Below are 20,227 nucleotides of genomic sequence, written 5' to 3'. Positions count from 1 at the left end.
CGCGCGTACCGCGCTTCCGCCAGCGGCCGTCGCACGTTTCGCAATTACCAGCGACGGCACCACGCGTCGCGTCAGGGGCCCGGCGCGACGCGTTCCGCCAGCGGCCTGCGCTAGAACCGGTAGGTCAGCGACAGCGCGGTGTTGCGCGGGGCGCCGTAGTAGCCCTGCGCCCAGTACAGGCTGTTGATGTACTTGCGGTCGGTGACGTTGTAGACGTTGAGCGTGGCGCTGAACTGCGGGGTGAAGTCGTAGTGCGCCATCAGCCCGAGCAGCGCGTAGCTGTCCTGTCGGGTGAAAATTTCATTGCCGCTGGTGTCCACGGCCTGCTGGTCGCGGGAGATGTCGCTTTGCCAGGTCAGCGTCGCGCCCAGCTTCAGCGCTTCCCACTGCGGCACGGTATAGGTGCTGGCGAGCTTGAAGGTGCGGCGCGGCACGTAGGTGCGCACATTGTTGCCGGCGTCGTCCTTGAGGCTCAGCTGGGTGTAGCCGGCATTGAGTTGCCAGTGTTCGCCGAGCCGGCCGGCGATGTCGAACTCGTAGCCGGTGGAGGTGGCGTCCACCGGCTTGTAGGTCTGCAGCGTGCCGACGTAGGCATCGGCTTCGGCGGTGTTGTCCTGCTTGGCGCGGAAAATGGCGAACGAGGCATTGACCCGCTGCTGCAGCCACTGGCCCTTGATGCCGAGTTCGGCGTTGCTGCCGGTGATCGGGTCCAGCACCCGCAGGTTGCGGTCCAGTTCGGTCTGCGGATTGAAGATCTCCGCATAGCTGGCGTACAGCGCGTAGTTCGGATCGAAGGTGTACACCGCGCCGACGAACGGGGTGGTCTTGCTGGCGTCGTAGACGTGCTGCACGCCGTAGTTCTGGCCGCTGCTCTCGATCCGGGTGTGGTTGACGCCGGTGATCAGCTTCAGCGCATCGCTCAGGTTCCAGCGCGCAGTGGCGTAGGCGCTGCGGCGGATCATGTCGAACGCGGCGCCGGTCGGCGCGGTGGTGAACGCCGGCAGGGCGATGTCGCCGCTCCAGTTCTCCAGGCTGGGCAGGGCGAACCAGGCGCTGGTGTCGCTGGAATCGGGGTAGGTGGAGACCTGCGAGACGTCGATGCCGGCCCACTTCACCCCGGCCACCAGTTCGTGCTCGCGTCCACCCAGCACGAACGGGCCAGTGGCGTAGAGGTCGGCGTACTTCTGGGTTTCGTGGCTGACGTAGCGCGAAGGATAGGAGTACAGCCCCAGCCCGGTGGCGCGCTCGGGCGTGCCGTAGGCGTAGAACAGGTTGCCGGCCGACTCCAGCTTGCGGTAGTTCAGCGCGGCCTTGAGCTGCCAGCCGCCACCCAGCGCCTGCTGCAGTTCCACGAATGCGCGCTTGTCGGTGCTGTTCCAGTACGACCAATCGGCCGAGGTGCTGGTCGAGCGTGCATAGTGGGTGGCGCTGCCGTCGCTGTAGTACAGGGGCAGGGCGCCCCACATGCCGCCGTGGGGTTCGTTCTTCTGGTAGCTGGCGCCCACGCTGAGCAGGGTGCTGTCGCTCAGGTCGGCCTCGACGATGCCGTAGACGCTGCGCTTCTTCAGCGAGTAGCGGTCCAGGTAGCTGTCGCCGTCCTGGCCGGCGGCAACGATGCGCCCGCGCACGCTGCCGCTGTGGTTGAGCTTGCCCGACAGGTCTGCGTCCACCCGCCGCATGTCCCAACTGCCGGCGGTGACGCCGACGCTTCCCTGCATGTCCTGGGTCGGGCGCTTGCGCACGAAGTTGATCGTCGCCGACGGGTTGCCGGTCGAGGACAGCAGGCCGTTGGCCCCGCGCAGCACCTCCACGCGCTCGTACATCGCCGTGTCCAGGTCGCCCTCGGCGCCGCCGTTGGTGAACGGCAGGCCCAGTCCATCGACCTGGAAATTGATGATGTCGAAGCCGCGCGCGGTGTAGTAGGTGCGGTCGGTCTCGATCTTCTCCACGTTGACGCCGGTGGCCAGGGCCAGTACCGCGTTGGCGTTGTCCAGGCCGAAATCGTCCATCTGCTCGCGGCTGATCGTGCTCACTGACTGCGGCGTCTGCAGGGGGCTCAATACCAGGCCGGTGCCGGTGGCGCTGGATGGCGGGGTATAGCCGTCGCTGCGCTGCGCGACCACATCCAGTTTCTCCAACTCGGTGGGTTGCCGGTCGCCGGTCGCCAGGGCATCGGCCGCGCCAATGCTGGCCTCGGCGGCGCTGGCCGCGGCTGGCAGAAGCAGTGCGGCGATGGCCAGGCATAGTGCGCGGCGCGTGATGGCGGAAGGGAGCTGCGCAGCGGATCGGAAGGAGGGGGCAGGGAGGTTCATCGGTGGGGTCTATAGAATGGGCGGGAGGCAACGCCGTCGCGCAAGAGGCTGTCGCAGCGGCACATGTGCCGGGGCAGTTCGGTCGTCAAATGGCGAATGCGAACTATTCTCAATAATTGACGGAGAAAGATCAATTCATGGCCGGATTCGCCCCGCTCCCGCACCTGCCTGCCGCCGCCATCGACGTTCCCGCCGCCGGCGCGGTGGCGGCATGAGTGCCGCCGTCCCGTCCTTCGTCGTCGCCATCCCGGCCCGTTATGCCGCCTCGCGGCTGCCGGGCAAGCCCTTGCGTGCGCTCGGCGGCGAGCCGCTGATCCGCCACGTGGCCCGGCGTGCGCTCGCCGCCGGTGCCAAGCAGGTGTGGGTGGCCGCCGACGATGCGCGCATCGCCGCCGCGGTGGCCGACCTGGGCGGCGTGCACGTGGCCCATACCTCCACCGACCACGCGTCCGGCACCGATCGCCTGGCCGAATGCGCCGACATCGCCGGCTGGGACGACGCGACCCTGGTGGTCAACCTGCAGGGCGACGAGCCGTTCGCGCCGGTCGCCGGTATCGTGGCGGTGGCCCGGACCCTGGCCGACAGCGGCGCCGAGATGGCGACCCTGGGCACGCCGGTGGACGCGGCCGATCACCTGTTCGATCCCAACGTGGTCAAGCTGGTGCGCCGCGCCGACGGCGATGCGCTGTACTTCAGCCGCGCGCCGATCCCCTGGCACCGCGACGCCTTCGCCGCCTCGCAGGCGCAGCTGCCGCTGCCCGGCCCGTGGCTGCGGCATATCGGCATCTATGCCTATCGCGCCGGCTTCCTGCGCCGGTTTGCGGCGATGCCGCCGGGGCAGTTGGAGCGGATCGAGTCGCTGGAACAGTTGCGGGTGCTGGAAGCCGGCTTCCGTATCGCGGTGGCGCTGTCGCCGGCGCCGTTCCCGCCGGGCGTGGACACGCCCGAGGACCTGGCGCGCGCCGAGGCCTATCTGCAGGGCGGCCAGGCATGAAGCTGCTGCTGGTGTGCCTGGGCAACATCTGCCGGTCGCCGATGGCCGAGGGCGCGCTGCGCCACCACCTGCAGCGCTCGCCGCTGGCCGGGCTGGTCCAGGTCGACTCGGCGGGCACCGGCGACTGGCATCGCGGCGAGCCGCCGGACCGGCGCGCGGTGGCCTGCGCCGCCGCCCACGACGTGGACATCGCCGGCCTGCGCGCGCGGCAACTGCGCGACCGCGACTTTGCCGAATTCGACTGGCTGCTGTGCGCCGATGCGGCCAACCTGCGCGACGTGCTGCAGCGCGCACCGGCGTCGGCGCGCGAGCGCGTGGCGCTGTGGCTGCCGTGGGCCGGCGTGCAAGGCCGGAGCGAGATCCCGGATCCGTACACCGGCGGCAGCGCGCAGTTCGAGCAGGTCTGGCAACTGGTAGACGAAGCGGCCGCCGGCAGCGTGGCACGACTGTCCGTCGACCTCGGCTCCGGCATAATCGGCCGATGAATTCCATCGCCGCCCTGGAACTTCCCGCGTCCGGCGCCTGGCTCAACGCCGAGCCGATCCGCCTGCGCGATCTGCAGGGCAGGGCGCTGGTGCTGGCCTTCGTCAATGCCGCCTCGGTGTGGTGCGCGCAGCGCTTGGCCGAACTCGGCCAGTGGCAGGCGCGCAATCCCGGACGGCTGCAGGTGATCGTGGTGCAGGTGCCGCGCTTCGACAGCGAGCGCGAGCCGCAGCGCGCGCTGAAGCTGCTGCGCAGCCAGGGCGTGTCCGCGCCGATCCTGCTCGATGCCGATTGGGCCGCCTGGCAGCGCTTCGGCATCCAGGCCTGGCCGACCCTGGTGCTGATCGACGCCGGCGGTGTCGAGCGCGAGCGCCTGGTCGGGATCGGCGGCGCGGAACTGGACAAGGCGCTGCACGCGCTGTGCGCCGGGCAGCCGTTGCCGCTGGACGAGGACCTGCGCGACGCCCGCGAGACCCGCCCGGAGCCGCGCCTGCCGCTGCGCTTCCCGACCGGCCTGGCGCTGGCCGAGGACCGCCTGTACGTCGCCGACAGCGGCCACCACCGCATCCTCGAGTGCAGCACCAGCGGACGCGTGCTGCGCCAGTTCGGCATCGGCACCGCCGACTTCATCGATGGCGCGATCGGCGAGGCGGCGTTCCACCGCCCGCGCGGGCTGGCCCTGGAGCGCGGCGTGCTGTACGTGGCCGACACCGGCAACCATGCGCTGCGCCGAATCAACCTGCTCACTGGCCAGGTCGACACCCTGTGCGGCAACGGCCGCGCCGGCGAGCCGGTGGAAGGACCGGTGGAACAACCGCTGCTGGCGCCGTTGAACCACCCGCAGGACGTGGTGATCGCCGACAACCAGGTGCACCTGGCGATGGCCGGTGACAACCGCATCTGGAGCTACGACCTGGGCAGCCGCAGCCTGCGCTGGCGGGCCGGCGCAGGCGCGCTGGAGTTGCGCGACGGCAGCGGCCACCTGGCCGCCTTCGCGCAGCCGTGCAGCCTGGCCGCGGTGCAGCAGGTGCTGTACGTGTGCGATGCGCTGGGCTCGGCGGTGCGCTCGATGCAGTTGCGCGGCGACCTGGTGCAGACCCTGCTCGGCGGCCAGGGGCCGTGGGATTTCGGCGACGAGGACGGGCCGCGCAGCCGCGCCCGCCTGCAGTTCCCGCAGGCGATCGCGCTGAGCCCGGACGCGCCGCTGCTGTGGATCGCCGACAGCGGCAACGGCAGCCTGCGCAGCCTGCGCCTGGGCGGCGGCGAACTGTCCACCGCGGCCTTGCCGCGGCGCCTGCACGGCCCGGGTGGGCTGGCGGTGGGCGCCGGCACGGTGTGGATCGCCGAGACCGACGCGCATGCGGTGCTGCGCTACGACATCGCCAGCGGCGAACTGCGCGACGTCGCGATCGGCGAATGAGTACTCCTGCAGCGCCGCCGTTCGACGGCAAGGCCTTTGCCGCCAATCTCAGTACCGCGCCCGGCGTCTACCGCATGTACGCCGCGGACGACACCTTGCTCTACGTCGGCAAGGCCGGCGCGCTGCGCAAGCGCGTCTCCAGCTACTTCAGCGGTTCGCCGAAGAACGCGCGGACCATGGCCATGCTGGCGCAGGTGGCGCGCATGGACGTCACCGTCACCCGCAGCGAGGGCGAGGCGCTGCTGCTGGAAAACCAGCTGATCAAGTCGCTGTCGCCGCGCTACAACGTGTCGTTGCGCGACGACAAGAGCTATCCGTACGTGCTGCTGACCCGCGAGGAATGGCCGCGGATCACCCTGCATCGCGGCCCGCGTGCGGTGCCCGGGCGCTACTTCGGCCCGTATCCCGGTGTCACCGCGGTGCGCGAGACGCTGAACCTGATGCACAAGCTGTTCAAGCTGCGCAGCTGCGAGGACAGCGTGTTCCGCAACCGTTCGCGGCCGTGCCTGCAGTACCAGATCGGCCGCTGCAGCGCGCCGTGCGTGGCGCTGGTGGCGGCCGACGAGTACGCCGAGGCGGTGCGCCGCTCCACGCTGTTCCTGGAAGGGCGCAGCGATCAGCTCGGCGAGGAACTGGTGCAGGCCATGCAGGCCGCCAGCGAACGCCTGGAGTTCGAGCGCGCCGCGCGCCTGCGCGACCTGCTCGGCTCGCTGCGCAGCATGCAGAGCCGGCAATACGTGGACGGCCGCGCCGCCGACCTGGACGTACTGGCCTGCGCCACCCAGGGCGCCAATGCCTGCGTGCTGCTGCTGGCGTTCCGCGACGGCCGCAACCTCGGTACCCGCGCGTTCTTCCCGAAGACCAACGGCGAGGACAGCGCCGCCGAAGTGCTGGGCGCGTTCGTGTCGCAGTACTACGTCGAGCACGCACCGCCGCGCGAGGTGCTGCTGGACCGCGAGATCCCCGACGCCGAGCTGATCGAGGCGGCGCTGAGTTCGGCCGCCGAGCGCAAGGTGCAGTTGAAGTGGAACGTGCGCGGCGAGCGCGCCGGCTACCTGGAGCTGGCCAGCCGCAACGCCCAGGCCACCCTGGTCACCGAACTGACCAGCCGCAACGCCCAGCATGCGCGCAGCGAGGCGCTGCGCGAGATGCTCGGCCTGGCCGAGCCGGTCAAGCGGGTGGAATGCTTCGACATCAGCCACACCATGGGCGAGGCCACGGTGGCCTCGTGCGTGGTGTTCGACGCCAGCGGCCCGGTGCGCAGCCAGTACCGGCGCTACAACATCAGCGGCATCGAACCGGGCGACGATTACGCGGCGATGCGCCAGGCGATCGAGCGCCGCTTCCGTCGCGCCGCCGAAGGCGAGGGCAAGGGCGACGTGGTGCTGCCGGACGTGCTGCTGATCGACGGTGGCGCCGGCCAGTTGGCGCAGGCCACGGGTGCGCTCGCCGACCTGGGCGTGGACGGGGTGCTGCTGATCGGCGTGGCCAAGGGCGCCGAGCGCCGCGCCGGCCACGAGACCCTGGTGATGCCGGACGGGCGCGAACTGCGGCCGGGCGCGGCGTCGCCGGCACTGCAGTTCATCCAGCAGGTGCGCGACGAGGCGCACCGTTTCGCCATCACCGGCCACCGCGGGCGCCGCCAGAAGGCGCGCATGACCAGCAAGCTGGAGGACATCCCCGGCATCGGCCCGCGGCGCCGCGCCAGCCTGCTCAAGCATTTCGGCGGACTGGCCGGGCTCAAGGCCGCCGGCGAGGCCGAGATCGCGCGGGTGGAAGGGATCAATGACGCACTGGCCGCACGAATCTACGCTAACCTGCACGGGCTGCCGGTACCCGATCCGGCAGGCGAGTAGAGCAGCGCAATGAAGTTGACCATCCCCACCTGGCTCACGCTGCTGCGGATCGTGATGATCCCCGTGCTGGTCCTGGTGTTCTATCTGCCGTACACCTGGACCAACTTCGCCTCGGCGGCGATCTTCGGCCTGGCCGCGTTCACCGACTGGCTGGACGGTTGGGTGGCGCGGCGCTACCACCAGTACTCCGCATTCGGCGCGTTCCTGGATCCGGTGGCCGACAAGCTGATGGTGGCGGTGGCGCTGTTCCTGATCGTGCAGGGCCATCCGACGCCGTGGATGGCGTTCTGGGCGGCGGTGATCGTCGGCCGCGAGATCGCCGTGTCGGCGCTGCGCGAATGGATGGCCGAGATCGGCCAGCGCGCCAAGGTGCGTGTGGCGATGATCGGCAAGATCAAGACCACCGCGCAGATGGTGGCGCTGCTGTGCCTGCTGTATTCGGTGATGCCCGACGGCTCGCCGCCGGAGAGCGTGTGGATGGGCCTGTTCATCTTCCACGTGGGCGACTGGACCCTGGCGATCGCGGCGATCCTGACGCTGTGGTCGGGCATCCAGTACCTGCATGCGGCCTGGCCGAGCCTGCGCGACGACGAGCGCGCGGCCATGGCGGAAAAGAACGCGAAAAAAATCGAAGGCAATGGTTGACAGCCTGCGTGGTCCCGGTAGAATTCGCGGCCTCAAGCGGGAATAGCTCAGTTGGTAGAGCGCAACCTTGCCAAGGTTGAGGTCGCGAGTTCGAGTCTCGTTTCCCGCTCCAGAGTCTCGGTGCTGCCGTCGCGGCAGGGCCGATCAAACCAAGAGGCGCAAGCCTCTTTTTTTGTGCCCGGCGTTCGGGCGCCGCGACGCCGAGGCCTGCGATCCGCGCACGCGATCGCGTTCCCGACGATGACCGATGGCGTGCCGCGCGGCGCTCGTGCACCCAACGGCGCATGGCGCAGCGAGCGCTGACGCGTCGGCGATGCGGCGCGATGTCGGCGCCGACGGTCGCGCCGTTGGCTCGCATGTTTGCGCGTTGTCTGGCGCGGCGTCGCGGCATTGGCAAATTTTTCCTCGGTCGCTGCAACGCGGCGTCGTCGTTTCACGGGCCGCTGACGGCGGCGTGCACGCCCTCCACACGAGTGCAGCCAAGGTGCGTGCGCCGCGGCAGACACGATTCGCGCCCAAACCCTGACAGGACGCCGCATCGGCATGCGCGCGGCCCGTACCGCGCGCACTTGGCACGCCATTTGCGCTGACCTCTCCCACGCCAGGCGATGACGCCCGGCCTCTGCGAGGAGTCGATGATGGATGGCGCAATTGCTTCCCCTACCACCCAAGCGCCACCGCGCGCGCTGGTCGCCGGCGGCGCCGGCTTCGTTGGTGCGCATCTGTGCGAGCGCCTGCTCGAGGACGGCTACGACGTCACCGTGCTGGACAACCTGCTGACCGGCTCGCTGGACAATCTCGCGCATCTGCTGGGACAGCCGCGCTTCCGTTTCGTGGCCCACGACGTGGTGCAGCCGTACCAAGCCAAGGTCGACTGGGTGTTCAACCTGGCCTGCTGCGCTTCGCCGGTGCATTACCAGGCGCGTCCGCTGCATACCTTGCAGACCTGCCTGGAAGGCGCGATCAACCTGTTGGAGGTGGCGCGCAGCAACGGCGCGACCATCTTCCAGGCCTCCACCAGCGAGGTCTACGGCGAGCCGGAGGTGCATCCGCAACGCGAGGACTATCGCGGTGCGGTCAGCCCGATCGGGCCGCGCGCCTGTTACGACGAGGGCAAGCGCTGCGCCGAAGCGGCGTTCTTCGATTACCACCGGCTGTACGCCACCGACATCAAGGTCGGCCGCATCTTCAATACCTACGGCCCGCGCATGCGCAACGACGACGGACGGGTGGTCTCCAACCTGATCGTGCAGGCGTTGCGCGAGCAGCCGCTGACCTTGTACGGCGACGGCAGCCAGACCCGGTCGTTCTGCTACGTCTCCGATCTGGTCGAGGGCATCGTGCAATTGATGCGCGGCCCGCGTGGCTTCACCGGCCCGGTCAACCTCGGCAATCCGCACGAGATCACCGTGGCCGAGCTGGCGCAGCGGATCCTGGCGCTGACCGGCTCGTCCTCGCGCATCGTGCGCCGGCCGATGCCCAAGGACGACCCGACCCGGCGCTGCCCGGACATCGGCCTGGCGCGGCGCGAACTCGGCTGGGAGCCACGGGTGGCGCTGGACGACGGCCTGCGCCGCACCATCGCCTGGTTCCAGGCGCATCTGCACGACATCCCGGAACTGGAGGTGCAACGTGACTGTGCATGAACTCAGGGGCGGCACGGGCCGTCCGCACGCCGGCAAGCGCGTGCTGATCACCGGCGGCGCCGGCTTCGTCGGCTCGCACCTGGCCGACGAGTTGCTGGCGCAGGGCTACCGGGTGCGGGTGCTCGACAACCTGTGCGCGCAGGTGCACGGCGCCAATCCCACGCGGCCCGATTACCTGTCCGCGCAGGTGGAGCTGATCGTCGGCGACGTCTGCGATCCGGCGACGGTGCGCGATGCGCTGCAGGACGTGGACGGCGTGTTCCATCTCGCCGCCGCGGTCGGCGTGGGCCAGAGCATGTACCAGATCGCCCACTACACCCACACCAACAACCTCGGCACCGCGGTGCTGCTGGAAGCCTTGGTGGAGCGGCCGGTGCAGCGGCTGGTGGTGGCGTCGAGCATGAGCGTGTACGGCGAAGGCGCCTACGTCGATGCCGACGGCACACGCGTGCCGGTGCGCGAACGGCCGCTGGCGCAGCTGCGCCGTGCGCAGTGGGAGCCGAGCGTGGACGGGCGCCCGCTGCAGCCGGTGCCGACCGACGAGGGCAAGCCGGCGGAACCCTCGTCGGTATACGCGCTGTCCAAGCTGGACCAGGAGCGCCTGTGCCTGATCGTCGGCCAGGCCTATGCGATCCCGACCACCGCGTTGCGCTTCTTCAACATCTACGGCACGCGCCAGGCGCTGTCCAATCCCTACACCGGGGTGCTGGCGATCTTCGCGGCGCGGCTGCTCAACCGCAAACCGCCGGTGATCTTCGAGGACGGCGCGCAACGCCGCGATTTCGTGCATGTCAGCGACGTCGCCCGTGCCTGCCGCCTGGCCTACGAAAGCGACTCCGCCGCGGGCCTGGCGTTGAACATCGGTAGCGGCCAGGCGATCAGCATCAACGAGGTGGCGCAGCGCATCGCCGCGGCCATGGGCATCGACGACCTGCCGCCGCAGGTGTCCGGCAACTACCGGGTGGGCGACATCCGGCACTGCTTCGCCGACATCTCCCTGGCCCGCGACCGCATCGGCTATACGCCGCAGGTGGAGTTGCAGCAGGGGCTGGGCGAGCTGGTGACGTGGCTGCGCGAGCAGACCGCCGCCGACGGCATCGAAGCGGCCAATGCCGAGCTGGCACGGCGGGGGTTGCAGGGATGAGCGCGCAGGCACGCGAACGGCTGGCCGAGATCGGCCTGATCGAATGGTTGCGGATCGGCGACGAGGACGCCGTGCATGCGCTGTTGCGGGACATGCGCGAGCTCGGCGTGCGCCGGCTGCGCACCCAGTTTTCCTGGGCCGACTGGCACACCGCCGAGGGCGAGCGCTGGTATGCCTGGCTGATGCCGCTGCTCAGCGCGCACTGCGAGGTGCTGCCGTGCTTCTGCTACACCCCGCCATCGCTGGGGCTGGAGCCGCGCACCGCGTCGCCGCCGCGCGACAGCAAGGCCTTCGCCGATTTCATCGACCAGGTGGTGGGGCGCTTCGGCGACGGCTTCGAGTGGATCGAGCTGTGGAACGAGCCGAACAACCTCAACGACTGGGACTGGCACCTGGACCACGACTGGCAGCGCTTCGCCGAGATGATCGGCCAGGCCGCGCACTGGGCGCACCGGTTGGGCAAGAAGACCCTGCTGGGCGGCATGTGCCCGACCGATCCCAACTGGCTGGCGCTGATGGCGCGGCGCGGCGCGCTGGCGCATATCGATGCGATCGGCGTGCATGGGTTCCCCGGCACCTGGGATTTCCGTCGCCGGCCCTGGGCGGACGTCCTCGGCGAGGTGCGCGCGGTGCTCGCCGCGCACGGGTTGCAGCCGCAGGTCTGGCTCAGCGAGACCGGTTACTCGACCTGGCGCCACGACGAGATCGAGCAGGTGCGGCAGTTGCGCGAGACGCTGGATGCGCCGGTGGAGCGGCTGTACTGGTACGCCGCGCGCGACCTGCACGGCAGCATCAGCCACCAGGACGGTTTCCACGAGGACGAGCGCCATTATCACTTCGGCCTGCGCGACGAGCGCGGCCGCGCCAAACTGCTGTACCGGCTGTGGGCCGAGCAGGGCTACGACGGTATCGAGGCATTGGCGTCGCTGCACCACGAGCACGGCGCCAACCTGTCGCGCGCGCCGCGCCCGGAGGTCGCCCAGGAGCCGCTCGCCACAGCGCCCAGCGCAACTAGCCGCGCGCCGGTGCGTGCGCTGTCGCGTCCGCGCGCCGATGCAGTGCTGATCACCGGTGGCGCCGGTTTTATCGGCACCAACCTGGCCGCGCGCCTGCTCGACAGCGGGCGCCGCGTCATCGTCTACGACAACCTGTCGCGGCCCGGCGTGGAGCACAACCTGCAATGGCTGCGTCGCCACTATCCCGCCGAACGCCTGCACGTGGAGGTGGGCGACGTGCGCGACCGGCACCTGCTCGGCGATGCGGTGGCGCAGGCGGCGCAGGTGTTCCACCTGGCCGCGCAGGTGGCGGTGACCTCCAGCCTGGAGGATCCGTCGCACGACTTCGAGGTCAACCTGCGCGGCACCTTCAACGTGCTCGATGCGATCCGCTGCGCGCGGCGGCCGCCGCCGCTGCTGTTCACTTCCACCAACAAGGTGTATGGCGCGCTCGACGACGTGCCGCTGGAAGCCGACGCGCAGCGCTACCAGCCCAGCGATCCGCTGCTGCGCGCGCGCGGCATCGACGAGCGCCGCGCGCTGGATTTCCACAGCCCCTACGGCTGCTCCAAGGGCGGTGCCGACCAGTATGTGCTGGATTATGCGCGCAGCTTCGGCCTGCAGGCGGTGGTGCTGCGGATGAGCTGCATCTATGGCCCGCACCAGTGCGGCAACGAGGACCAGGGCTGGGTCGCGCACTTCCTGATCCGCGCGTTGCAGCAGCAGCCGATCACCGTGTACGGCGATGGCCGCCAGGTCCGCGACCTGCTGTTCGTCGACGACCTGGTGGAGGCGTTCCTGCAGTGCCAGGCGCAGATGCCGCGGCTGTCCGGGCGGGCGTTCAACATGGGCGGCGGGCCGGCCAATGCCGCCAGCCTGCGCGAGGTGCTGCGGCGGATCGAGGTCCTGGTCGGCCATCGCCTGGAACTGGCGCATGCCGCGCCGCGGGTCGGCGACCAGCGCTACTACGTCTCCGACACCCGCGCCTTCGCCGCGGCCACCGGCTGGTCGCCTCGCGTCGGCGCCGATGCCGGCATCACGCGGCTGCACCGCTGGCTGCACACGCAGGCCGAGCGCGCCGCACCTGTTTCCCCACCGCAACGGAGGATCCACGCCGCATGAACAGCATGCATGCCGCCGTCTTCGAAGGCCCGGGCCGCATCGTCGCCCAGCGCCAGCCACGCCCCGAACCCGCGCCGCAGCAGGTGCGGGTGCGCCTGCATGGCTGCGGCGTGTGTGCGTCCAATCTGCCGGTATGGGCCGGCCGGCCATGGTTCGCCTATCCGTTCGAGCCCGGTGCGCCGGGCCACGAAGGCTGGGGCGAGGTCGACGCGGTCGGCGCCGACGTCCGCGAATGGGCGCCGGGCGACCGCGTCGTGCTGCTGTCCGGCCGCGCCTATGCCGAGTACGACCTGGCCGAACCCGACGCGCTGGTGCGCTTGCCGCCGTCGCTGTCCGGCCGCGATCTGCCCGGCGAGCCGCTGGCCTGCGCGATGAACATCCTGCGCCGCAGCGACATCCAGCCGGGCCATACCGTCGCAGTGGTCGGCGTCGGCTTCATCGGTGCGTTGCTGATCCAGTTGGCCACCGGGCTCGGCGCGCAGGTGATCGCGCTGTCGCGGCGTGAGTACGCGCTGCAGATCGCGCGCCAGTGCGGCGCCAGCGCCACGCTGGCCACCGAGGATCGGTACGCGGCGATCGGCGCGGTGCACGAACTCACCGGCGGCAGCGGCTGCCTGCGGGTGATCGAGGCCGCAGGCGAGCAGGTCACCCTCGACATCGCCAGCGCGCTGTGCAGTGAAGGCGGGCGCCTGGTCATCGCCGGCTACCACCAGGACGGCCCGCGCCAGGTCGACATGCAGCAGTGGAACTGGCGCGGCCTGGACGTGGTCAACGCGCACGAGCGCGATCCGCGGGTGGCGCGACGTGGTCTGCAGGAGGCGGTGGACGCGGTCGCCGACGGGCGCCTGGATCCGTTTCCGCTGTTGACCCACCGCTATCCGCTGGATCGGCTGCCGCAGGCGTTCGCGGACATGGAGGCGCGCCCCGAGGGCTTCCTCAAAGGCGTGGTGCTGGCATGAACGCGTGGGCGCAATCGCGTTGGCGTGCGCCGCGGCTGGGGTTCCTCGGCGTCGGCTGGATCGGCCGTGCGCGCATGCGCGCCCTGGCCGACAGCGGACTGGGCCAGGTGGTGGCGATCGCCGATGCCAGCGCGACGGCACTGCTCGACGCACGCCAGGACGCACCGGCCGCCGACCTGCTGCCTGACCTGGAGGCGCTGCTGGCGCGCGAGGACCTGGACGGCGTGGTCATCGCCACGCCCAGTGGCGCGCACGCCGCGCAGGCCGCCGCGGCCCTGCAGCGCGGCCTGGCGGTGTTCTGCCAGAAGCCGCTGACCCGCACCGCCGCCGAAGCCGAGCAGGTGCTGGCGCTGGCGCAACGCCACGACCGCCTGCTCGCGGTGGATTTCAGCTACCGCTTCGCCAAGGGCATGGCGACGCTGCGCGAGCAGATCGCGCAGGGCGCACTGGGCGAGGTGTTCGCGATCGACCTGCTGTTCCACAACGCCTACGGCCCGGACAAGGACTGGTTCTACGACATCGCCCGTTCCGGCGGCGGTTGCGTGATGGACCTGGGCATCCATCTGCTGGATCTGGCGATGTGGCTGACCGGCAGCGGCGGCCATCACGAGCTGCAGGCGGCGCTGTACGCGCAAGGCCGGCAACTGACCCGGCCGGTGCAGCAGGTGGAGGACTACGCCAGCGCGCAGTGGCGCATGGACAACGGCGCCAGCGTGCGCATGGCCTGTTCCTGGCGCCTGCCGGCCGGCTGCGATGCGGTGATCCAGGCGCATGTGTACGGCACCGGTGGCGGCGCGGCGCTGCGCAATGTCGACGGCTCGTTCTTCGACTTCACCGTGGACCGCTTCGACGGCACACGCTGCGAGCGCCTGGCCTCGCCACCGGACGCCTGGGGCGGCCGCGCCTTGCTGGACTGGGCCGAGCGCCTGGGCGCCGACCCCGGCTTCGACCCGGCGGCGCTGCACCTGCTCGAGGTCGCTCGCACGGTGGATGCGCTCTATGGACGCTGAGCGTCCGCTGCGGATCCTGATGACCGCCGACACCGTCGGCGGCGTGTGGCAGTACGCGCTGAGCCTGTGCCGCGTGCTGACCGCGCAGGGCGACCGCGTGGAACTGGCGACGATGGGCGCGACCCCGACGCCGGCGCAGTGGCGCGAGGCCGCGGCGATCCAGGGGCTGCGCCTGCATGCCAGCGGCTACCGGCTGCTGTGGATGGACGATCCCTGGGCCGATGTGTCCTCGGCCGGGCGCTGGCTGCAGGCGCTGGCGGCGCAGGTGCGCCCGGATGTGGTGCATCTGAACGACTATGCGCACGGCGCCCTGGCGTGGCCTGCGCCGGTGCTGATGACCGCGCATTCCTGCGTCGGCTCCTGGTGGCAGGCGGTGCGCGGCGAGGCGCTGCCGCCCGAGTGGGATCACTACCGCGCCACGGTCGCCGCGGGTCTGGCGGCGGCCGATCACGTGGTCGCGCCGACCCAGGCGATGCTGGCGGCGTTGCGCGCGCAGTATCCGCTGGACGTGCCGTGCAGCGTGATCGCCAATGGCGCCGCGCCGCTGTCGCGGCCGGTGCCGGCCAGCGCCAAGCGGCCCCTGGTGCTGGCGGCAGGGCGGCTGTGGGACGAGGCGAAGAATCTGCGCACGCTGGCCGCGGTGGCGCCGCAGCTGCCCTGGGCGCTGCGCATCGCCGGGCAAGCGGCGCATCCGGACGGCGGCACCGCGCCGATCGCGCCGGCGTTGCTGCTGGGCCAGCTGCCGCCGTCGCGTCTGCGCCGCTGGATGGCCCGCGCCAGCGTGTATGCGCTGCCGGCGCGCTACGAGCCGTTCGGGCTGTCGGCGCTGGAAGCGGCGCAGGCCGGCTGCGCCCTGGTGCTGGGCGACATCCCCAGCCTGCGCGAGGTCTGGGGCGATGCGGCGCTGTACGTCGCGCCGGACGACGCACGGGCGCTGACGGCGCAGTTGCAGCGCCTGATCGGCGATCCGCTGCTGCGGCAGCGCATGGCCCGGCGCGCGGTTGCGCAGGCGCGGCGCTACACCGCCACCGCCATGGCCGCGGCCTACCGCCAGCGTTATCGGGCGCTGATCGCGCATCGCGGCACGCCCCGCGCGGCCGGACGGGCCGGCCCGCCGGTCCCCATGCTTTCCTCGATCGGAGTCGGTGCATGAAATTCGTGCTGTTCTATCACTCGCTGGTGTCGGACTGGAACCACGGCAACGCGCATTTCCTGCGTGGCATCGTCGCCGAACTGCAGGCGCGCGGGCATGCGCTGGCGGTGTACGAGCCGCACGACAGCTGGAGCCGTGCGCAACTGCAGGCGGAGGAGGGCGAGGCGCCGTTGCAGGCCTTCGCCGATGCCTTTCCGCAGCTGCGCAGCACGCGCTACGACCTGGCCACGCTGGATCTGGCGCAGGTGCTGGACGGCGCCGACGTGGTGCTGGTGCACGAATGGAACGCGCCCGCGCTGATCGCGCGGATCGGCCGCGAGGCGCCTGCCGGGTGCCGCGTGCTGTTCCACGACACCCACCACCGTTCGGTCAGCGCCCCCGACGAGATGGCGCGGTTCGATCTGTCCGACTACGACGGCGTGCTCGCCTTCGGCGAAGCGGTGCGCCAGCAGTATCTGCGCCATGGCTGGAGCCGGCGCGTGTGGACCTGGCACGAGGCGGCGGATCTGCGCGTGTTCCAGCCGCAGCTCGGGCAGGCGCAGCAGGGCGACCTGCTATGGATCGGCAACTGGGGCGACGACGAGCGCGCGCAGGAACTGGACGCGTTCCTGATCCAGCCGGTACGGCGGCTGCGCCTGCGCGCCCGCATCCACGGCGTGCGCTATCCGCCACAGGCCTTGCAGGCGCTGGCCGAGGCCGGCATCGACTACGCCGGCTGGCTGCCCAACCATCGCGCGCCGCAGGCGTTCGCGCATTTCCGGGTCACCGTGCACGTGCCGCGACGGCCGTATGTGCGCGCGCTGCCCGGCATCCCCACGATCCGCGTGTTCGAGGCGCTGGCCTGTGGCATCCCGCTGGTGTGTGCGCCGTGGGACGACGTCGAGCAGTTGTTTACGCCCGGGCGCGATTACCTGGTGGCGCGCGACGGCGCGCAGATGCAGCGCCACCTGCACGACGTGCTGCACGACGCCGAACTGGCTGCGGCGCTGCGCATGCATGGCCTGCATACCATCCGCACCCGCCACAGCTGTGCGCACCGCGTCGACGAACTGCTGGCGGTGCTCGCCGAACTCGACGCGCCCAGCCCGCGCGCCACGCTTCCCGACGAACGGAGCCTCCGTCATGCCTAGCCCGTTGCACATCGCCTTCTTCGGTTCCAGCCTGGTGTCCTCGTACTGGAACGGCGCCGCCACCTACTACCGCGGCCTGCTGCACGCGCTGGCGCAGCGTGGCCACCGCATCCACTTCTTCGAACCCGATGCGTTCGGGCGCCAGCAGCACCGCGACATCGACGATCCGGACTGGGCCCAGGTCACCGTCTATCCCGGGGCGGCCGAAGCCGACGCGGCGCGCGCACTGGAGCAGGCACGCGCCGCCGACGTGGTGGTCAAGGCCAGCGGCGTCGGCGTGTTCGATGCATTCCTGGAGCGCGAGGTGTTGGGACTGCGCTCCTCGCGCACCCAGGTGCTGTTCTGGGACGTGGACGCACCGGCCACGCTGGAGCGCGTGCAGGCCGATGCCGAGGATCCGTTCCGCGCGCAGATCCCGCGCTACGACCTGGTGCTGACCTACGGCGGCGGGCCGCGCGTGGTGGCGGCGTATCGTGCATTGGGCGCAGCCGAGTGCGTGCCGATCTACAACGCGCTGGATCCGCTGAGCCACCACCCGGCGCCGGCGCAGGCGGGGTTCGCCGCCGATCTGGGCTTTCTCGGCAATCGGCTGCCGGACCGCGAAGCACGGGTGCGGCAGTTCTTCCTCGAGCCGGCGCGGCGCCTGCCGCAGGCGCGCTTCCTGCTCGGCGGTAGCGGCTGGGACGATACGCTGCCGGACAACGTGCGCACGCTTGGCCACGTGTCCACGCGCGACCACAATGCCTTCAACTGCAGCGTGCGGATGGTGCTCAACGTCAACCGCGACAGCATGGCGCGCTTCGGCTGGTCGCCGCCGACCCGGGTGTTCGAGGCGGCCGGCGCCGGCGCCTGCCTGATCGTCGATGCCTGGGAAGGCATCGAGGCGTTCCTCGAACCGCAGCGCGAGGTGCTGGTCGCGCACGACAGCGAGCAGGTGGCGCACTACCTGCAACGCATCGATGCCGCGCAGGCGCAGGCGATCGGCGCGCGGGCGCGGCAGCGCCTGCTGCGCGATCACACCTACACGCACCGCGCGCGCGAGGTGGAAGCCCTGCTGGATGCGCGCCAGCGGGAGGCGGCGTGATGGCCGCGCGCGACATCGTCATCCTCGGCCTGAGCCTGCGCTCGTCGTGGGGCAACGGCCACGCCACCACCTACCGCGGACTGATCGCCGCGCTGCAGGCGCGTGGCGACCGCGTGGTGTTCCTGGAGCGCGACGTGCCGTGGTACGCCGAGCACCAGGATCCGCCGGCGCAGTTGCCGTGCGCGCCGGTGCTGTATGCCAGCCTCGAGGAACTGCAGGATCGGCACGCCGCGGCGATCGCCGCGGCGGATTTGGTGATCGTGGGCTCCTACGTGCCCGACGGCATCGCGGTGGGCGCGTGGGTACAGCAGACCGCGCGCGGCGTGGTCGGCTTCTACGACATCGACACGCCGGTGACCCTGGCGGCGCTGCAGCGCGGCGACTGCGCCTATCTGTCGCCGGCGCTGATTCCGCACTACGACCTGTATCTGTCCTTCACCGGCGGCCCGACCCTGCAACGGTTGGAACGCGTCTACGGCGCGCCGCGCGCCGTGCCGCTGTACTGCGCGTTCGACCCGGAGCAATACCGACCGCAGCCGCAGGCGCACCGCTACGACCTGGGCTACATGGGCACCTACAGCGACGACCGACAGCCGCCGCTGGAGCGGCTGTTGCTGCAGCCGGCGATGGCTTGGCCGCAGGGCCGTTTCGTGGTCGCCGGCCCCCTGTATCCGCCGCATCTGGTCTGGCCGGACAACGTGCAACGCTGCGAGCACCTGCCGCCGGCGCAGCACGGCGCCTTCTACAACCAACAGCGCTTCACCCTCAATCTGACCCGCGCCGACATGGTGCTGGCGGGCTGGTCGCCGAGCGTGCGCCTGTTCGAAGCGGCGGCCTGCGCCACCCCGATCATTTCCGATGCATGGGACGGGCTGGAGACGCTGTTCGCGCCCGGCAAGGACATCCTGATCGCGCGGCGCACGTCCGAGGTGCTGGGCTGGATCCGCGACCTGCCCGAGGCGCAGCGCCTGGCGATCGGCGAGGCAGGGCGCCGCCGCGTGCTCGCCGAACACACCGCCGCGCATCGCGCGCAGACCCTGCACGATGCCCTCGACCGCGTCGCCGATGCGGCCACCACGTCCACCCCCGCCAGGAGCGCTCCCCATGCCCTCGCATGACGCCAGGACCACCACCGATCACGATGAAATCCGCCGCTGGGCCGAGGCCCGCGGCGGCCGCCCGGCCAGCGTGCGCGGCACCGAAGCCGATGAGGACGCCGGCGTGCTGCGCATCCTGTTCCGCGACGATGCGGCGCTGGAGGAGATCAGCTGGGACGACTTCTTCGACAAGTTCGAAGAAGAGGAACTGGCCTTCCTGTACCAGGAGAAGACCAGCGATGGCAGCCAGAGCCGCTTCTTCAAGTTGGTCAACCGCTGAAGCGCGGGACGCCACGTTTCCCGGGAGGGTTTGTCCATGCACTCCGCCGTTCCGTCCGCCGATCCCGCCGACCCGATCCAGGCGCTGGGGCCGTGGTTCCACAACCTGCACCTGCCAGATGGCCGCCAGACCTTGCCGGCGCATCCGTACGGCGACTTCCCGGCCTGCAAGTGGCGGCAGATGGCCGCACATATCCCGGCCGATCTGCAGGGCTGGCGGGTGCTGGACATCGGCTGCAACGCCGGCTTCTACAGCTTCGAGCTGGCCAGGCGCGGCGCCGAGGTGGTGGCGATCGACATGAATCCGCACTACCTGCGGCAGGCGCGTTGGGCGGCGCAACAGTTCGGTCTGGAGCGGCGCGTGCGGTTCCGGCAGATGCAGCTGTACGATCTGGCGCGCGAAGCCGAGCAGTACGACCTGGTGTGGCTGATGGGTGTGCTGTACCACCTGCGGCATCCGCTGTTGGCGCTGGACATCGTGCGGCGCCTGTGCCGCCGCGTCCTGGTGCTGCAGACCATGACCATGCCGGGCGAGGCGGTGTATCCGGCACCGCGCGACATCGGCTTGCTCGATCGCGGCCTCATGTGCGAACCGGGCTGGCCGAAGATGGCCTTCATCGAGCACCGCCTGGCGGACGACCCGACCAACTGGTGGGCACCGAACCACGCCGGCGTGGAGGCCATGCTGCGCAGTGCCGGATTTGCGGTGGACGCGCGCATCGCCGAGGAAACCTACCTGTGCCGGCCGCAATCGCGGCCGCCGGGGCAGGTGGCGCCGATCGAGGACGAGTTGCGCGCGGCCTGCGGTCTTCCGTAGTGCCTGCCGGGTTGACGTCGGGCAGCGTGCTGTAGGGGCGGCTTCAGCCGCGAGGCGCTGGCGTTCTGGATGCGGCCGCCT

17 protein-coding genes and 1 tRNA gene are annotated in these 20,227 nt (G+C 70.8%); 17 read left to right on the top strand and 1 reads right to left on the bottom strand.

Annotated features, from left to right (window positions below):
• Positions 1–110 precede the first annotated feature (110 nt).
• A complete protein-coding gene (locus FHR56_RS07135) occupies positions 111–2,312 on the bottom strand; it encodes a TonB-dependent siderophore receptor (RefSeq protein ID WP_237473263.1) in 2,202 nt (733 codons plus the stop codon).
• 211 nt (positions 2,313–2,523) lie between these two features.
• Here FHR56_RS07135 and kdsB point away from each other — a divergent pair, with 211 nt between their 5' ends.
• From kdsB to FHR56_RS07050, 17 genes are all read left to right on the top strand, one after another.
• Positions 2,524–3,306: a 3-deoxy-manno-octulosonate cytidylyltransferase gene (kdsB, locus tag FHR56_RS07130; protein ID WP_160947380.1), complete on the top strand. Its 783-nt coding sequence runs from the start codon at positions 2,524–2,526 to the stop codon at positions 3,304–3,306.
• The gene (locus FHR56_RS07125; protein WP_160947381.1) at positions 3,303–3,791 is read left to right on the top strand and encodes a low molecular weight protein-tyrosine-phosphatase; all 489 of its coding nucleotides are present in this window, start codon (positions 3,303–3,305) and stop codon (positions 3,789–3,791) included. Before kdsB ends, FHR56_RS07125 begins: the two co-directional genes overlap by 4 nt.
• The gene (locus tag FHR56_RS07120; protein ID WP_160947382.1) at positions 3,788–5,209 is read left to right on the top strand and encodes a hypothetical protein; all 1,422 of its coding nucleotides are present in this window, start codon (positions 3,788–3,790) and stop codon (positions 5,207–5,209) included. Before FHR56_RS07125 ends, FHR56_RS07120 begins: the two co-directional genes overlap by 4 nt.
• Positions 5,206–7,065 (top strand): excinuclease ABC subunit UvrC, encoded by a 1,860-nt coding sequence (uvrC, locus tag FHR56_RS07115; RefSeq protein ID WP_160947383.1) that lies wholly within the window; start codon positions 5,206–5,208, stop codon positions 7,063–7,065. Before FHR56_RS07120 ends, uvrC begins: the two co-directional genes overlap by 4 nt.
• A 9-nt stretch (positions 7,066–7,074) precedes the next feature.
• Positions 7,075–7,710, top strand: coding sequence for a CDP-diacylglycerol--glycerol-3-phosphate 3-phosphatidyltransferase (gene pgsA, locus FHR56_RS07110; RefSeq protein ID WP_160947384.1), 636 nt, complete (start codon positions 7,075–7,077; stop codon positions 7,708–7,710).
• Between the two features lie 36 nt (positions 7,711–7,746).
• A tRNA-Gly gene (locus FHR56_RS07105) sits at positions 7,747–7,822 on the top strand.
• Positions 7,823–8,348: 526 nt separating this feature from the next.
• Positions 8,349–9,356: a UDP-glucuronic acid decarboxylase family protein gene (locus FHR56_RS07100; protein WP_184502450.1), complete on the top strand. Its 1,008-nt coding sequence runs from the start codon at positions 8,349–8,351 to the stop codon at positions 9,354–9,356.
• Positions 9,343–10,500 (top strand): NAD-dependent epimerase/dehydratase family protein, encoded by a 1,158-nt coding sequence (locus tag FHR56_RS07095; protein ID WP_343160760.1) that lies wholly within the window; start codon positions 9,343–9,345, stop codon positions 10,498–10,500. Before FHR56_RS07100 ends, FHR56_RS07095 begins: the two co-directional genes overlap by 14 nt.
• Positions 10,497–12,617: an NAD-dependent epimerase/dehydratase family protein gene (locus tag FHR56_RS07090; protein ID WP_160947385.1), complete on the top strand. Its 2,121-nt coding sequence runs from the start codon at positions 10,497–10,499 to the stop codon at positions 12,615–12,617. Before FHR56_RS07095 ends, FHR56_RS07090 begins: the two co-directional genes overlap by 4 nt.
• Positions 12,614–13,576: a zinc-binding dehydrogenase gene (locus FHR56_RS07085; RefSeq protein ID WP_160947386.1), complete on the top strand. Its 963-nt coding sequence runs from the start codon at positions 12,614–12,616 to the stop codon at positions 13,574–13,576. The genes FHR56_RS07090 and FHR56_RS07085 overlap by 4 nt, the downstream gene beginning before the upstream one ends.
• Positions 13,573–14,586 (top strand): Gfo/Idh/MocA family oxidoreductase, encoded by a 1,014-nt coding sequence (locus FHR56_RS07080; protein WP_160947387.1) that lies wholly within the window; start codon positions 13,573–13,575, stop codon positions 14,584–14,586. The genes FHR56_RS07085 and FHR56_RS07080 overlap by 4 nt, the downstream gene beginning before the upstream one ends.
• Complete coding sequence (locus tag FHR56_RS07075) at positions 14,576–15,739, top strand: glycosyltransferase family 4 protein (RefSeq protein WP_160947388.1); 1,164 nt, start codon at positions 14,576–14,578, stop codon at positions 15,737–15,739. The genes FHR56_RS07080 and FHR56_RS07075 overlap by 11 nt, the downstream gene beginning before the upstream one ends.
• Complete coding sequence (locus tag FHR56_RS07070) at positions 15,736–16,869, top strand: glycosyltransferase (RefSeq protein WP_160947389.1); 1,134 nt, start codon at positions 15,736–15,738, stop codon at positions 16,867–16,869. The genes FHR56_RS07075 and FHR56_RS07070 overlap by 4 nt, the downstream gene beginning before the upstream one ends.
• Positions 16,862–17,953, top strand: coding sequence for a glycosyltransferase (locus FHR56_RS07065; protein WP_160947390.1), 1,092 nt, complete (start codon positions 16,862–16,864; stop codon positions 17,951–17,953). The genes FHR56_RS07070 and FHR56_RS07065 overlap by 8 nt, the downstream gene beginning before the upstream one ends.
• Positions 17,953–19,071, top strand: a complete 1,119-nt coding sequence (locus FHR56_RS07060) for a glycosyltransferase (RefSeq protein ID WP_160947391.1) — start codon at positions 17,953–17,955, stop codon at positions 19,069–19,071. Before FHR56_RS07065 ends, FHR56_RS07060 begins: the two co-directional genes overlap by 1 nt.
• The gene (locus FHR56_RS07055) at positions 19,058–19,330 is read left to right on the top strand and encodes a hypothetical protein (RefSeq protein WP_160947392.1); all 273 of its coding nucleotides are present in this window, start codon (positions 19,058–19,060) and stop codon (positions 19,328–19,330) included. The genes FHR56_RS07060 and FHR56_RS07055 overlap by 14 nt, the downstream gene beginning before the upstream one ends.
• Positions 19,331–19,366: 36 nt before the next feature.
• Positions 19,367–20,146: a TIGR04290 family methyltransferase gene (locus tag FHR56_RS07050; protein ID WP_160947393.1), complete on the top strand. Its 780-nt coding sequence runs from the start codon at positions 19,367–19,369 to the stop codon at positions 20,144–20,146.
• The last annotated feature ends 81 nt before the right edge of the window (positions 20,147–20,227 follow it).

The organism is Xanthomonas sp. F10, from assembly GCF_014206815.1.
Classification (GTDB): Bacteria; Pseudomonadota; Gammaproteobacteria; order Xanthomonadales; family Xanthomonadaceae; genus Xanthomonas_A; species Xanthomonas_A indica.
Note: the sequence above shows the minus strand (reverse complement) of the source record. Positions and strands in the feature narration are given on the sequence as shown.